We start from the raw sequence: 13,460 nt of genomic DNA, 5'->3' as shown, positions 1-13,460 counted from the left end.
GTACCACGATGACGTGGAAAGCATCCAACTTGTGTCACAAGCCGTTGTACTTCGAAGATGTCAACCTCGAGCGTTACGGTCACACCCGTGGACCGCTGTGGCAACCGGTTGTTTCGTCTGCTCATTTCTTTGTCAACATCGCGGTGTTGCCTTACAAGATGGGCGTGCATGCACCGAACGAATGCCAATACGCTCTGGGGTACTATCGCCCCGGCAATTGCGCTCCGTGGATCAAGCCTCCGGTGCCGATCAGTTTGCGAGGTGGTTTGACGCAAGCCGCCGCGATGACCGGAGCCTTCTGGTTGATCCCATAAGCGAGTCCATCGACGCAGAAGCATTTCCGATCCTTGGTCCTGGCGGTCAAGGATCGTTCAAAACGCCTAACTCAACCAGCAACTCCCTCGATTCACGAAGTCAGCACTGCTTGTCGTTCGTGAATGAGGACGGAGCAGAGTCTGAGCGAAGAATCTCGAGCCCAGGTATTTGCGGCCTGGGTATTTCGAGCCCAGGCATTTCGGGCCTGGGAGCAGCGATGGCGGGATAACAAGATCCGCGACGCCAGAGAAGATCCGAGCGGTGATGAATTGCTAGACGTATTTTTCGAGCAGTTTGGCGAGTTGCTCGGGATTGTCGTCTTCCTGCAATTTGGCGATCTGGTCCTCTTTCAGACCAATTTTGGCCAAGTGACTGGTCAGCCGCTTCCAGACTTGAGCTCGCTTTTTGCCTTCGCTGAGGTACAGTTCGGTGACCGCCTCTTGGGCCTTCTGAAGCCCAATGGAATCGCGATTTTCGTAGTAATTCTTGATAATCTTTTCTTGATGCCGAGTGCGTTCGGTCATTGTCACTCCGAAGTGGATGGTGGCTAAAAAATTTTGAGTGGAGGAAACTTTCGTTTTCCGTCCCGTTTTGAATGCAGGCCGTGCGGATTTGCCGCAGGCGGGTTATTCCCGTTTGGGGCATCACCGAAGGGGCAAATCTCGATTCTGGACTGTACCCAGTTATCGGTCATGGGTCAGTTATTCTATAGTAGCGATGATCCGAGGCCGGGCTAGCGTCATGATTGGCCGATGATTCACAACGGCTTCCGCACGCGGTGAGACGTTGGGGATGCGATTGCCCGTCTAATTTTGCTTTTTATTAAAGAGACCTTCTAGCGATGACAGTTTGCCGTGGTGTGCGAGGCGCGACCAGCGTTGAGAAAGATGATCGTGATCAAATTCTCACCGCGACTCGTCAATTACTTGCCTTGATGATCCGCCAAAACGAGATCGAATCGGCGGACGTTGCGAGCGCCTTCTTTACGGTCACTTCCGACTTGACGGCCGAGTTTCCCGCCTTGGCAGCCCGCCAACTCGGGTGGCTCGAAGTACCGCTGTTGTGCGGCTACGAAGTGTCGGTCGAAGGCTCGTTGCCGCGTTGTATCCGGGTCATGTTGCACTGGAATACCGACAAGCCTCAATCCGAAATCCATCACGTTTATCTGCACGAAGCCAAGCGATTGCGCCCTGATCTCTCCAAATACCCGCCAGTGGATTTCGAGGAACTTGAGTGTTGGATTCAGGATCATTTGAGCGCCGAAGGCTAGGAGGCAACCTTGGCTTCATCACCACGGATTCGTTGGAAACCCGATACCGCCCTTTCGACGATTCACGCTGCCTATTCGGTTGCCGTGGGGGCCGCTTGTACCGACGAAAAACTCGAGCAGGCGCTTGTGCCCTGCGTCACGCAGATCAACGAGCGTTTGCTTTCGTCGTCAATTGATATGCGCGGCTTTTGGAGTCGTTTGGTTCGCGAATCGATTGGTTGCGTCGAAACGCGGGCGGCTTGCGAAACCGCGCTCGTCGCGTCGGGGTGCAGCGCACTTCAAGTCGACCAGACCAGTCGTGGGATCGTTCGCCAATTGGATGAATGCCGCATCGTTGTTCGCGATCGCTTCCCCCGTTTGCTCGATCAGCTCGAATTGCGATCCCGACCCCTCCGCGAGCGCTGGGACACCGTCGGTCGTGGTGTGTTGAACCAAGTCGCCAAGCAGATTTGGGGGCAAAGTCCACCGAAGAATTGGTGGCCAGCCAGTGTCGATGGCTTGTTCGTCCAGCCGCTACGAGGCGGCGACGGCGGATTCGAACCGGGCAGCGACGAAGGCAAGAACGCTGCGATTTGGATCGAGGCGATGTTGACCGATGTGTTGCCCAACGTACCTGAGGTGGTGCGGGTCGCGTGGTTGGTCACGCGAGTCGCAATTGAACAACATATTGCTCAAAAATCGTTGACCTCTAAACCGGGCGACAGCACGTTTGGGCGTCCCGCATCGTTGACGTCGGCATGGGCGTTTGCCTCGGTGCCGATCGTGCTGCGGTCTGCAGCGGAGCTGGATCTCGTGCCTGGCAGTGCCCTGCCGATTTCTGCAGCAACCCGATTGTGGCGACTCAGTGATGCGGCGATCGCCGGCGATGTGCTCTCGCAGTGGTGGGAAAAACTCGATCGTGATCCGCAACCGTTGCCGGTCGCGCTCAAGTCGCTGTCGCAAGCAATCGAGGAAAACAAGCTGATCTCGCCTCCGGCCGAGCCCTTTTAGGGCAACACTGCGAAGCATTTTCAGTAGTGGAACGCGTCAAGAGTCTCGGGGGGGTATACGTCGATCGGACGAAAGCCGTTGACAGAAAAGGGGGCGTTTTCGTAGAGCGGATGTCTCGACTCGCGATTTAGCCGCAATAGCCTGTTTCCGATATTCCGGATTCTTTTGCTACCTCTTTCGCCACATTGATATTACGATGTCTTAAAATGAGACGATCAAAGGTCCGGTGATTGCATTCGTAAGCAGGAGCCGCCGGGCTGCTCGAACGGTTTCGAGTGTTCAAGACGCCAAGAAGCGACAGATGACAGCATATTTGATGGTGCGCAGCGGGCCTCAGAAAGGCCGGCAATTTACTCTGGACTCTGAACGGCCGATGCATATCGGGCGAGGGAAGAGTTGTGAAATCATGCTGACGGACCCCGTCAGTTCGCGTTTCCATGCCGTCATCTATTTCGAGGATGGCAATTGGCATTTACGTGACACCAGCAGCCGCAATGGGACCTTGGTCAACGACCAGAAAACCGACCATGCTCGGATGCTAAACCACCACACGGTCAAAATTGGTGCCACCGAGCTCGAGTTGGTCGAGCCCGCGGGGGAATCGACCGAAGAGACATCGCTTACCCAAACGATTGCGTGGGAGTCGGTCAAGACCGAGCATCGCTGGACCGCCGATGACGAAGATCCGATCGCCAAAGTTGCTGCGACAGGCCATTTGATGGATCTGTATTCGCTGAGTCTCAGTTTGCTGCGTTGTGAAAGTCCCGACGAGGTGATCAGCACGCTGATTGAATTGCTTCGCGATCGAACCGATGCGGACGTGGTTGGATTGTCATTCGATTCCGGTGACGGACGGTTGAAACCGCGACGTGTGGAGCCCGCCGATGCAGCCGACTTGGTGACCATCGAAAAATCGCTGCTCAAGCGAATCGTCAAAGAGGGAGAAGCGGTTTGGATCAATGATCCGGCAAAGTCGGACGCCAGTGAAATGAGCACCACGGGCAAGGATCAAATGTGGTCCGACATTATCTATGCCCCGATCGGTAGCGACGATACCAACGTCGGAGTGTTGCAGTTGTATCGTCGTGAACCCAAATTCAGTGAATCACAATTTGAATTGACCGTTGCCGCCGCCCGTTTGTTATCGATCGGGTTGAGCCAAGCGTTCGAGCGTGATTCGTTGCGAGCCGATCGCCGGCGGATCGCGGACCGCAACGCCGATTCGGACGAACTGGTCGGATCCAGCGCCGTGATGCAGAAGTTAAAGGAGCGGATCGAACGCGTTGGCAACGCCAGCGGCAGTGTGCTGATTCGTGGGGAAAGCGGGGTTGGCAAGGAATTGGTGGCCCGCGCTGTGCATCGCGCTAGCCGACGCTCCAAGCGGCCGATGTTAACCGTCAACTGTGCCGCGATTCCTCATGATTTGATCGAAAGTCAATTGTTTGGTCATCGCAAAGGATCGTTCACCGGCGCCGACAGCGACCATATCGGTTGGTTCCAGCAAGCCCATACGGGGACGTTGTTTCTGGACGAGGTGGGCGAATTGACGCTCGAAGGCCAAGCGAAACTGTTGCGAATCCTCGAAGGGCATCCGTTTTTGCCTGTCGGTGCGACCGAAGAGGTGTTGGTCGATGTGCGGGTGATCGCCGCGACCAACCGTGACTTGGCCGAATTTGTCCGCGAAAAACGTTTCCGAGAAGACCTGTTTTATCGGCTCAGTGTGTTCGAACTGCTCGTGCCGCCGCTGCGTGATCGTGGCGACGATATCGAATTGTTGGTTGGTCACTTTTTGGAGCATTTTCGCCGCCAACATGGTCGCCCCCTGTTGGCGATCAGCGACGAAGCACGAACGAGATTGCTGGAATACGCTTGGCCCGGCAACGTGCGTCAATTGCGAAACGTGATCGACAGCGCGGTCGTGATGGCCGATGATCCGGCAATCGAAGCGGACGACCTCGGGCTGCGTGATGCGGGGTTGAGCCGACTGGACACCCTCCGTTTGGATGAGTGGGAGCGTCGGCTGATCCGTAAGGCGCTCGAGCGTACCGGCGGCAGCGTCCCCGAGGCGGCAGCTTTGCTGGGAATTAGCCGTGCGACCGCGTACCGCAAGATCACCGAATACCAGATCGATCGCTAAGCTAGCGAGCGTGGAAATCTCGCCGCAACCGGCAAACGTCGGTCATTTTGGCCTGTTTTCCGCGTTTCTAGCCCAATTAGCCCTCGCTTCCTCTTGTCAAATTGGACCCCGCAGGCGACACTTTCGGGCTTCCTCGAATTCGATGTGTGAACGCCTGGTGTCAATGGTCGACACCAGTACAGGGGACAAGGCGGTAATCGCCGTCCCCATGCGGATCGCACGCTGGCAGCAGTTCGCTTGCAGATTTTGTCTCTGAGCGGCTTCACTCCTGCCGATGTCCCCAAGCCGCGTCCTGGACGCAAAAAGGTAAAGCAGTATGGCCCGATATACAGGCCCCAAAGCAAGAATCAACCGTCGCCTCGGCGCCCTTCTTTATGAAACAGCCGGTGCTGCACGCGCACTGGACCGACGTAACACCCCGCCCGGGATGCACGTTCGTGGACGTCGCCCGAGTAACTACGGGATGGCGTTGATGGAGAAGCAAAAGATCAAGCACTATTACGGTTTGGGCGAGCGTCAGCTTCGTCGTTACTTTGATGCGGTTGGTCGTAAATCGGGTAACACCGGTGAATTGTTGCTGTTGATGTGCGAGCGTCGTTTGGACAACGTGGTTCGCCGCGTTGGTTTCACTAAGACTCGTCCTCAAGCTCGTCAAGGCATCACGCACGGTCACTTTCGCGTTAACGGCGTGAAGGTCACCAAGCCCAGCTACCAGCTTCGCCCTGGCGATATCATCGAAGTCCGTGGTCGTGAAAACTTGAAGAATCTTTATCGCGGTGTGATCGCCAATGCGTCGCCCGACGCCCTGGATTGGGTCACCTTCGATAGCGAAAACCTGAAGGCTACCGTGCTGGGACTTCCTGGACCAAGCGACATTAGCTTGCCCGTGGATGCGAACAGCGTCGTCGAATTCTTGTCACGATAAGCGTTCGCGATTCTGCGTTTCCCCTTGCGTGCCGTCCTTGCGTGCCGATCCTTGCCTGCCGATTCCCCCACTCGAGTGCGTGTCACCGCGTGGGGGGGCTCTGCATGCGTGTGGAGCCCGCTTGGTACATGGTCATTGATGCGAACCGGCAATTTAGGTTGCCGGTTCTGTTTATAATGACGTCTCCCTTGGCCTTGTCACCGATCTCGTTGGTTGCGACAGGCTGTCTTTACGAATCGTCCTAGTCGTTTTTTGAGAGGCAATCTCCTCTGATGCATAGTCCTGTTGTTGTTCTCGGTGGTGGTCCTGGTGGTTACGCGGCTGCGTTTTTGGCTGCCGACGAAGGCCTTGATGTGACGATTGTCGAAGCCGAGCCTCGTCTCGGTGGTACCTGTCTGCTCCGCGGCTGTATCCCCAGCAAGGCGCTTCTGCATGTGGCCAAGGTGATCAGCGAAGTGGATGAGCTGCGTGAAGATTGGGGCGTCGTGTACGACGAAAAGCCCAAGATCGATGTCGACAAAGTGCGAGCGCGCAAAGACAAAGTGATCTCGAATTTGACGGGCGGCTTGGGCCAATTGGCAAAACGCCGCAACGTGACCGTTATCCGAGCGCGGGGCACGTTCCTAAACTCGACCACGCTGAAACTCGAAGGCGATGACGAATCGATCCCCGAGGGTGGCGAATTGACGTTCGATCACTGCATCGTGGCGACCGGCAGCGTGCCAGCGATGCCGCCCGCGTTCGACATTGGCAGCGACCGTGTAATGGACAGCACCGGAGCTCTCGCTCTTGCCGATATCCCTGAAACATTGTTGGTGGTCGGGGGTGGTTACATCGGTTTGGAAATGGGCAGCGTGTACGCTCACCTTGGTTCGAAAGTCACCGTGGTCGAGCTCAGCGAAGGCTTGTTGCCCGGAGCCGATCGCGATCTCGTCAAACCGCTCGCTAAACGCATCAACAAAATGTGCGAAGGCCGCGTGCTGCTCAATACCAAGGTCGGCTCGCTCGCCGAAGATGGCGACAAGATCCAGGTGACGTTTGTAGGTCCCGCCCACTTTGGGCACGAGAAATTTGACCGCGTCCTGATCAGCATCGGACGTCGTCCTGTGACTCGCGGTCTCGGACTGGAAAACACAAGCGTGGTGGTCAATGAGCGTGGCTTCATTGAATGTGACGCCCAACAACGTACCGCTGATCCGCATATCCTTGCGATCGGCGACGTTGCAGGCGATCCGATGCTCGCTCACAAAGCGACGCACGAAGGCCGCGTGGCAGCCGAAGTTCTCGCGGGCAAACCCGCAGCGTTTGATAAAGTGGCAATCCCTGCGGTGGTCTTCACCGATCCCGAAATTGCTTGGGCCGGTTTGACCGAAGACGAAGCCAAGGCGGCCGGTCGCAAAGTCGACGTCGAAGTTTATCCGTGGGCGGCGAGTGGCCGTGCCCAAGCTTTGAACATCACCGATGGTTTGACCAAATGGTTGGTCGATCCCGAGACCCAACGCGTGGTCGGTTGTGGCATCGTCGGCAGCGGTGCGGGCGAATTGATCGCCGAAGCCGTGTTGGCGATCGAGATGGGCTGCGAAGTGCACGACATTACCGAAAGCGTTCACCCGCATCCGACGCTCAGCGAGACGTTGATGAATGCAGGCGAAGTCCACTTCGGTACGGCTACCGAAATCTACAAGCCGAAAAAGAAGCCTGCTGCCGCAGCCAGCTAAACAGCGGCGTCGCGGAAGTCATCGGCGCGGCCGTGTTACCTCTCGGGGCGATTACTCCAATCGCCCATTCCCCAACTTGTGACCAAACGCTTCCAATCCTCGATCAACGCGCCTAACAAAAAGGTCGCGTTTTGAGCGTAGCGTGGGACGAGTCGTTTGGGATCGCTGCACATTCGGTAAGCCCATTCCATACCGATTTTTTGCCATGCGATCGGAGCTCGCTTGGCCGTTCCAGCGATAAAGTCAAAGGACGCGCCGAGCTGGATGCTAACGGGGATCCCCAGTCGCTTATAGTTTTCGTGGATCCACTTCTCGCCTTTGGGTTGCCCAAACGCAACCAGCAAGATTGCGGCGCCGGACTTCTTGATGCGTAGATCTTGTTCGCCTTGTTCGCTCTCGCTGAGTGGCCGAAACGGAGGCGACTCGACACCCGAGATTTTGAGCCCGGGATACATCGCTTGTAGCTTCTTGGCACATTGCTGTGCCACGCCTTCTTCGCCCCCCAAAAAATAGATGCCCCATCCGTTATCGCTGCATCGCTCGGCAAGGTGGTAGATCATTTCGCTGCCAGCGACCCGTGCGGGAAGCGGTTCCTTGGACAGTCGGCTGCGCAAAACAATCGGTTGTCCGTCGGCAAGGATCATGTCCGCATCGTCGGTGATCGTTGCCATCTCGGGATCGCGATGATGCAGCATGCAGTAGTTCAGATTTGCGGTGATCACGTAGCTTGGGATGCGTCGCTGAACCAAGCATTCGATTCGGTCCACCGCTTCGGCAAGCGTGAGGTGATCAAAGGGGATATCCCAGACCTCGCTGCGGATCCGGTCCGGCAGCGGAGGGGCCGGTTGCGGCAACGCCGCGGCAGCGGAATCGCTTTGCACGCTTGAATTGCGAGGTTCATTCATTGCAGGCACAGCCACGGGAATGCCAAAGGGAGCTACAGACGAAGTGTAATTCATTGCTCGGTTTGTTTCCGCAATTGGATGGGTCAAGAAAATCAGATCGTGAAATGGGGGGGGTTGGGTGCACCGCGTGACGAAACGCGTGTGACTCTGAACGCTACGTCACTGCAAACGACCGTTTCCCTCGGATCGCCGAAGCCCCGCTGGGAACTTTGAGCTCTTTTGCCGGATCGTCCGGTTGTAGGGAATTCGCGGGTTCGTCAAAGTAACGCGCATGAATGATCGAAAAATGATCGTAATCTCGGTGGAGGGTTTGGCGGCATCCGCACTCGGTTGCTACGGGGCTTCGTGGAATGAAACGCCTGCGATCGACCTGCTCGCCAGTCGCGGTTGTGTGTGGGATCGAGCGATCGCCGAACATGATGACGGGCTGAAAATGCTTGCGGATTGGTTGGCTCCGCCGCCGTCGCATGCCCCCGACCACTGGATCGCACGCTGGAACGAACAAGGCCCTGTGGAATTGATCACCGACGATCCTCGTTTGTCGCAGCAATCGCTGGACAACGACTTTGATCAAACTTGGTTGATCGAATCGGATCCGCCGGATGTCGACACGCTGCCAGCCGAAGAGATCGAAGAAACGCACCTCGCCAGCCTATTTGCGGGGCTGTTTGCTCGCATCGAGGATCCCGATCCTGCGGCCCTTTGGTGGTTGCATACGCAATCGTTGGTGCGATCTTGGGATGCGCCGCGATGGTTGGTGCCGTTGGATGCCGATGAACTGTACGCAGGCGAGCCCAGCGAGGAATTAGATCTGCTGCCCGAAACCGATGTGGCATTGGATGAAGCCGAGTGCGAAATGCCCCCGTGGGTCTTTCCCGACGTGGTGCCGCCGCAATTGAAATTGACCGAGCATTCGCATCCCGACCTTGCCGTCGCCTGGATGCGAACGTACGGCTGCCAAGTCCGCTTGTTGGATCGGATGTTAGCGTTGCTGTTGGAGTACGCTGCCGATTGGGATCCGATTGTGGTGCTGGTGGGGACCAGCGGGTTTAGTCTTGGGCAAAACCAAACGATTGGTTATCGCGCAGGGCCGCTGCGTAGTTGCCACCATCGCGTGCCGATGATCGTCAGCGATCTAGGCCCCCTGCGTGAAAAGCGAGTGGTCAATGCGAAATCGCTTGCCATGCTGCTTGCGAAGATCAAGACGCAACCGGATACGCTGATCGATCCAGCGGCCTGGGCGAGTAACGATTCGGAATTCGAGCCACGCGTGATCACTCGTGACGACAAAGGGTCGATCGCGGTGACCACGTCGCGGTGGTACCACGTTCAAGATGCGGATCAGCAGGATCGGCTGTATTTAAAGCCGGATGATCTAGAGGACCAGAACGACGTCAGCCGGTTGCGCCCCGATATCGTCGATTTGTTAGGCGATTGACGTTCGTAGCGATGCGGCGAACGTGTGGTTTTCGTAGCGGAGGGGCGCGAGCCGCCCGGTCAAAATCGAACGTTTTACTCGCTGCCACCGGACCGGGCCCCGCGGCGTGCCGCTACCTAAAGCGGATGGGATTGGGCTTGCTTCTCTTCATCGCATAAAAGGCTTGCCGTCAACGCACAAAAAAACCTCGCCGATCCAAGGGGATCGACGAGGTTTCAAGATCTTCTCTGGCTTAACCTAACGCGAGGTTAAACCGGTCGCGACTAGATGTCGGTGTTAGCGTCAGCTTTTGGCGCTGGAGGTGCATCGCTGCTGCTTTCTGGAGCAGGAGCAGGTGCAGCTTCTGGAGCTGGAGCCGCTTCAGCAGCAGCACCGGTGGTAACGCTGCCAGGAACGAGAGTTTCGCCTGGAGCAAGGTCGTAGCCTTCGCTGCTTTCAACTGCAACAGGAGCTTCGCCACCACAGCAAGGAGCTGCAGGTGCAGGGGCAACAACGTCGCCACCACAGCAAGGAGCTTCAACTACAGGAGCTGCTTCGCAGCAAGTTGGCTCTGCTGCACATCCACAGCTGCTCTTGCGATTGCGAAGCTTGCTGAACAAGCCGCAATGCTTCTTGTGGCCACAGGTTGGCTCGGGGCAGCAAACAGGTGCTGGAGCTGGCTCGCAGCAAACGGGTGCTGGAGCTGGTTCGCAGCAAACAGGTGCTGGAGCTGGTTCGCAGCAAACAGGTGCTGGTGCTGGTTCGCAGCAAACAGGTTCAGCAACACAGCAAGGAGTTGCGTGCTTGGCTTTCAAGCGTGCGAACAGTCCACCGCCACAGCTTTTTTCAACAGCACAACCGCCGCACGACGGTTGAGCGCATCCACCGCCACACTGTTTGGCGTGCAGTCGGCTGAAAAGTCCACCGCCATGGTGTCCTGCTTCAGCGGTTTCGCTCATGACTACTGCCGCACCGATTAACAGTGCGAATGCGGCAATGCCGCTCACCACAGTCCGATTCATAAAGATCTCCCAAGTGTTCGGAGTTTGGTGCGATCCGAATTCGCACATCAAAATTGTTAAGGCCATAATCCCACGGCCCATCGCGTCGATCCAACCGCCGATAACATCATCGACTACCGAAAGATCATCGAACCGTGTTCCAGCCCCCCGCACCCTTTTAAGATGGGGGGTATAGGTTGGCTTTACGGCTCGCGCAATTTCGCCGCTACAGTAACCTTGGGAAAAATCGTGTCAATCCACCCAATACGATCCGTGAAAGGATTTTTTGCCTGAATTCGATGGCGGACGAAATCCGGCATTTTGTGTGCCACAGCACACAAATTGTGAAGCTAGGTAAGATTGTCACAAAGATTGTGGCCAAATCCCGCCAAATTTGAGCGTTTTTGGTTGGGGTTATGCCGATTTTTCCGGCCACAGCAGGCCGTTTGGGTGGGGATTGCCCTCGACACAATGCGGGGCAAAGCAGTGAACAAAAGGCAAGGATAAATTTTGCCGGAATTCTTAGCGAGAAAGCGCTTCGGAGGCTGGTTTGGCCGCCTGAGTGCCATTTTCGCTTGTGGTTTCGGATCCCTCGCTTCCTGCGAGCAGCTTGGCCATTTCCTCGCCGTTTTCGAAATCGATCACGATTGGTGGCTCGGTCGGATCGATTTCCATCGCCAGTCCCGAGATTCGCCATCCTGATGCTTCGCGTTGCACTGCCCAGACGACTTCGAAGTCGTTTTGGGTGCCTTCAGGACCTGGTTCGGTCCAGATGCTTTGCACCAACATCGAATTGGGTTCATTAGGCACTTCACGCGCCTGGGTCACGTTAAAACGAGCGTCAGGCGAGCCGATGGGCTGGACCGTGCGTCCAATTCGTTTGAGTTCCGCTTGAGCTCGCTGAGTCAGCAATTCGCCGGCGCCAGAGTTCTCTCCGCCGCGACGAACTTGATCCAAAAATTGGCTCACCACGTCGGTTGCCGAGGTTTCGGCAGGCGATTTGGCCGATGTGGTAGCGACGTTTGTATTGGGGGATGCCTGTTGAGCAACTTCCTCGGATCCGCCACAACCGACGGTTGCGAACAGTAGGGAAGCAAACAGGGTAGAGTTCAACAAAATCCGGGTCATAGCGAAGGCCATCAAAATGGAGGAAGATCAGGCATGGATTCTGGTAAATAAGAAACCAACCAAGGGGGCGTCAAGGTAGATCCGGTGCGTTAGAAGCCGGGCCAGCGGTGCGGGGCCAGCTTTGCGGGGCATCGCAACGGAACGTCGCCGATGACCCTAACGAAAAAGGAAGCTGGAGGGAAAGACCAAGATCCTCGACACGGATGCGAATCCTCAGTCGCGACAGATTGGTTTTAAAGTGGACTTCGGGCCATTTGCGAAGTGAACTTCGGGCTAGAAGTGGACTTCGGGCTAATTGCGAAGTGGACTTCGGGCCAGCGTTCAGATTCGGCTACCGCCGGCAATCGCTTTTCCGCACAATAGCCGCTTGGTTTGAAAGACCAACTCCCGAAAATTACTTACCCACGAAATCTTGCCCACGAACTATTGAAAGCAAACGAAGCTCATGCCCTCCAATGAAGACAACGTGATCGCGGTCGATGGACTCCGTGTCGATCTTCGCAATCGATCTCTTGCCGCCTTCTTAGCTTGGTTGCTGCCCGGTGCGGGACATTATTACCAGGGACGCACCAGCAAGGCGGCGCTGTTTTTCGTTTGCATTCTCTCCACTTGGGTCCTTGGGTTCGCGCTGGGTGGGGGGCACGTGGTGTACGCGTCCTGGCAGCCTGGCGACAAACGATGGCATTACTTTCTACAAGCGGGCGTGGGAGCGGTCGCGTTTCCTGCGTTGGTACAAGGAAACCGGATGCGGGGGATGACGGAAAACGGCCGAACCCTTAATCGTTACGAGCCCTTGTGGGGCGGCTTTATGGCTCCGCCACGTCGGCCGGTGATTGAAAGCAATGCCGACGATGTCTCCGCATGGTTTGCTCGCCACGGCGCGGGCTACGAGATGGGAACCTGGTACACGGTGATCGCAGGACTCTTGAATATTTTGGTGATCTATGATGCTTTCGGAGGTCCGTTGTCGGTTCCTATCAGCGGACGCAAAAAGGAAAGCGACGGCGAGAAAGACGAGAGCAAAGTGGGGGACGATGCCGAAAATCCTTCGCCTAACCCGGAATCCAATGCCTAGACTAAATAGGGAAACTTCGAAGCAGACGCGAAGAAGTCGTTCGGTATCACCCGACGATTCCGCCTCTCCTGCTTTGTTTGAATGCGGATTGCCAACCCAGCGATCGCAAGCTTGTTGTGCTCAACGGACCATCGCGTCTTATTATTTCTTATTACACTTTGCAGCGAATTGATTGACGATGCTTTCCATCTCCCCCACCTACCTGCTGTACTTTGTGCCTTTGTTGATTTCGATCTCGTTGGTGTTTGGTGCGACGCGTCATGAGGACAATTCGTTGATCATTAAGCATGCGTTGGGTACGGGGCGTTGGATCTGTGGGTTTATGGCGTTCATTTTTGTGGTCCTTTGCATTTTGAATTGGATGATTTAGTGCGAGTTCTGACTCTGGGTGCCGGAACGGTAGGCCGCTGGATCGCCGACATTCTTTGTCGCCGTCGACACAGCGTGACGGTGGTCGACAACGATCCGGCAAACGTTCGCCGAATTAACAGCGAATTGGACGTCCGCGCGATCCAAGGCAACGCTTCGCAAAGCACGGTACTATTTCAAGCCGATGTGTGTAGTGCCGACATCGTGTTG

14 protein-coding genes and 1 pseudogene are annotated in these 13,460 nt (G+C 56.3%); 11 read left to right on the top strand and 4 right to left on the bottom strand.

The window, feature by feature from the left end; genetic code table 11:
- Positions 1–314: pseudogene (locus ABX962_RS15995) on the top strand (hypothetical protein); the annotation flags it as partial.
- Positions 315–587: 273 nt separating this feature from the next.
- On the opposite strand, the gene ABX962_RS15990 reads toward ABX962_RS15995, so the two are convergent.
- Complete coding sequence (locus tag ABX962_RS15990) at positions 588–839, bottom strand: hypothetical protein (protein ID WP_040765004.1); 252 nt, start codon at positions 837–839, stop codon at positions 588–590.
- Positions 840–1,156: 317 nt separating this feature from the next.
- Here ABX962_RS15990 and aroH point away from each other — a divergent pair, with 317 nt between their 5' ends.
- The 5 genes from aroH to lpdA all read left to right on the top strand — a co-directional run bounded on the left by aroH (position 1,157) and on the right by lpdA (position 7,355).
- Positions 1,157–1,585, top strand: coding sequence for a chorismate mutase (aroH, locus tag ABX962_RS15985; RefSeq protein WP_040764999.1), 429 nt, complete (start codon positions 1,157–1,159; stop codon positions 1,583–1,585).
- 9 nt (positions 1,586–1,594) lie between these two features.
- Entirely contained in the window at positions 1,595–2,575 is a 981-nt protein-coding gene (locus tag ABX962_RS15980) for a hypothetical protein (protein ID WP_372721054.1), read from the top strand.
- A 301-nt stretch (positions 2,576–2,876) separates the two neighbouring features.
- Positions 2,877–4,712, top strand: a complete 1,836-nt coding sequence (locus tag ABX962_RS15975; protein ID WP_372721053.1) for a sigma 54-interacting transcriptional regulator — start codon at positions 2,877–2,879, stop codon at positions 4,710–4,712.
- A 316-nt stretch (positions 4,713–5,028) separates the two neighbouring features.
- Positions 5,029–5,637 (top strand): 30S ribosomal protein S4, encoded by a 609-nt coding sequence (gene rpsD, locus ABX962_RS15970; RefSeq protein WP_339940189.1) that lies wholly within the window; start codon positions 5,029–5,031, stop codon positions 5,635–5,637.
- A gap of 272 nt (positions 5,638–5,909) precedes the next feature.
- The gene (gene lpdA / locus ABX962_RS15965; RefSeq protein WP_372721052.1) at positions 5,910–7,355 is read left to right on the top strand and encodes a dihydrolipoyl dehydrogenase; all 1,446 of its coding nucleotides are present in this window, start codon (positions 5,910–5,912) and stop codon (positions 7,353–7,355) included.
- Between the two features lie 35 nt (positions 7,356–7,390).
- On the opposite strand, the gene ABX962_RS15960 is transcribed toward lpdA, so the two are convergent.
- Positions 7,391–8,260: a WecB/TagA/CpsF family glycosyltransferase gene (locus ABX962_RS15960; protein ID WP_372721051.1), complete on the bottom strand. Its 870-nt coding sequence runs from the start codon at positions 8,258–8,260 to the stop codon at positions 7,391–7,393.
- A gap of 271 nt (positions 8,261–8,531) precedes the next feature.
- Between ABX962_RS15960 and ABX962_RS15955 the strand changes: the two genes are divergently transcribed.
- The gene (locus ABX962_RS15955; protein WP_372721050.1) at positions 8,532–9,698 is read left to right on the top strand and encodes a hypothetical protein; all 1,167 of its coding nucleotides are present in this window, start codon (positions 8,532–8,534) and stop codon (positions 9,696–9,698) included.
- A gap of 232 nt (positions 9,699–9,930) precedes the next feature.
- Here ABX962_RS15955 and ABX962_RS15950 read toward each other — a convergent pair whose 3' ends face one another.
- Positions 9,931–10,218, bottom strand: coding sequence for a hypothetical protein (locus ABX962_RS15950; protein WP_372721049.1), 288 nt, complete (start codon positions 10,216–10,218; stop codon positions 9,931–9,933).
- A gap of 126 nt (positions 10,219–10,344) precedes the next feature.
- Between ABX962_RS15950 and ABX962_RS15945 the strand changes: the two genes are divergently transcribed.
- On the top strand, positions 10,345–10,593 hold the full coding sequence (locus ABX962_RS15945; RefSeq protein ID WP_372721048.1) for a hypothetical protein: 249 nt from the start codon (positions 10,345–10,347) through the stop codon (positions 10,591–10,593).
- Positions 10,594–11,200: 607 nt separating this feature from the next.
- On the opposite strand, the gene ABX962_RS15940 is transcribed toward ABX962_RS15945, so the two are convergent.
- Positions 11,201–11,794 carry a hypothetical protein gene (locus ABX962_RS15940; protein ID WP_372721047.1) on the bottom strand — a complete coding sequence of 198 codons (594 nt, stop codon included), beginning with the start codon at positions 11,792–11,794 and terminating at the stop codon, positions 11,201–11,203.
- Positions 11,795–12,251: 457 nt separating this feature from the next.
- Here ABX962_RS15940 and ABX962_RS15935 point away from each other — a divergent pair, with 457 nt between their 5' ends.
- From ABX962_RS15935 to ABX962_RS15925, 3 genes are all read left to right on the top strand, one after another.
- A complete protein-coding gene (locus ABX962_RS15935) occupies positions 12,252–12,881 on the top strand; it encodes a DUF6677 family protein (protein WP_372721046.1) in 630 nt (209 codons plus the stop codon).
- A 178-nt stretch (positions 12,882–13,059) separates the two neighbouring features.
- Positions 13,060–13,251, top strand: coding sequence for a hypothetical protein (locus ABX962_RS15930; protein ID WP_339940206.1), 192 nt, complete (start codon positions 13,060–13,062; stop codon positions 13,249–13,251).
- Positions 13,251–13,460, top strand: a 210-nt coding sequence (locus tag ABX962_RS15925; protein WP_372721045.1) for an NAD-binding protein, incomplete at its 3' end; no start/stop codon positions are given. The genes ABX962_RS15930 and ABX962_RS15925, both read left to right, overlap by 1 nt.

The sequence above is a fragment of the Novipirellula sp. genome (assembly GCF_041583735.1).
Taxonomy (GTDB): domain Bacteria; phylum Planctomycetota; class Planctomycetia; order Pirellulales; family Pirellulaceae; genus Novipirellula.
This window is presented reverse-complemented; position numbering and strand designations above follow the sequence as displayed.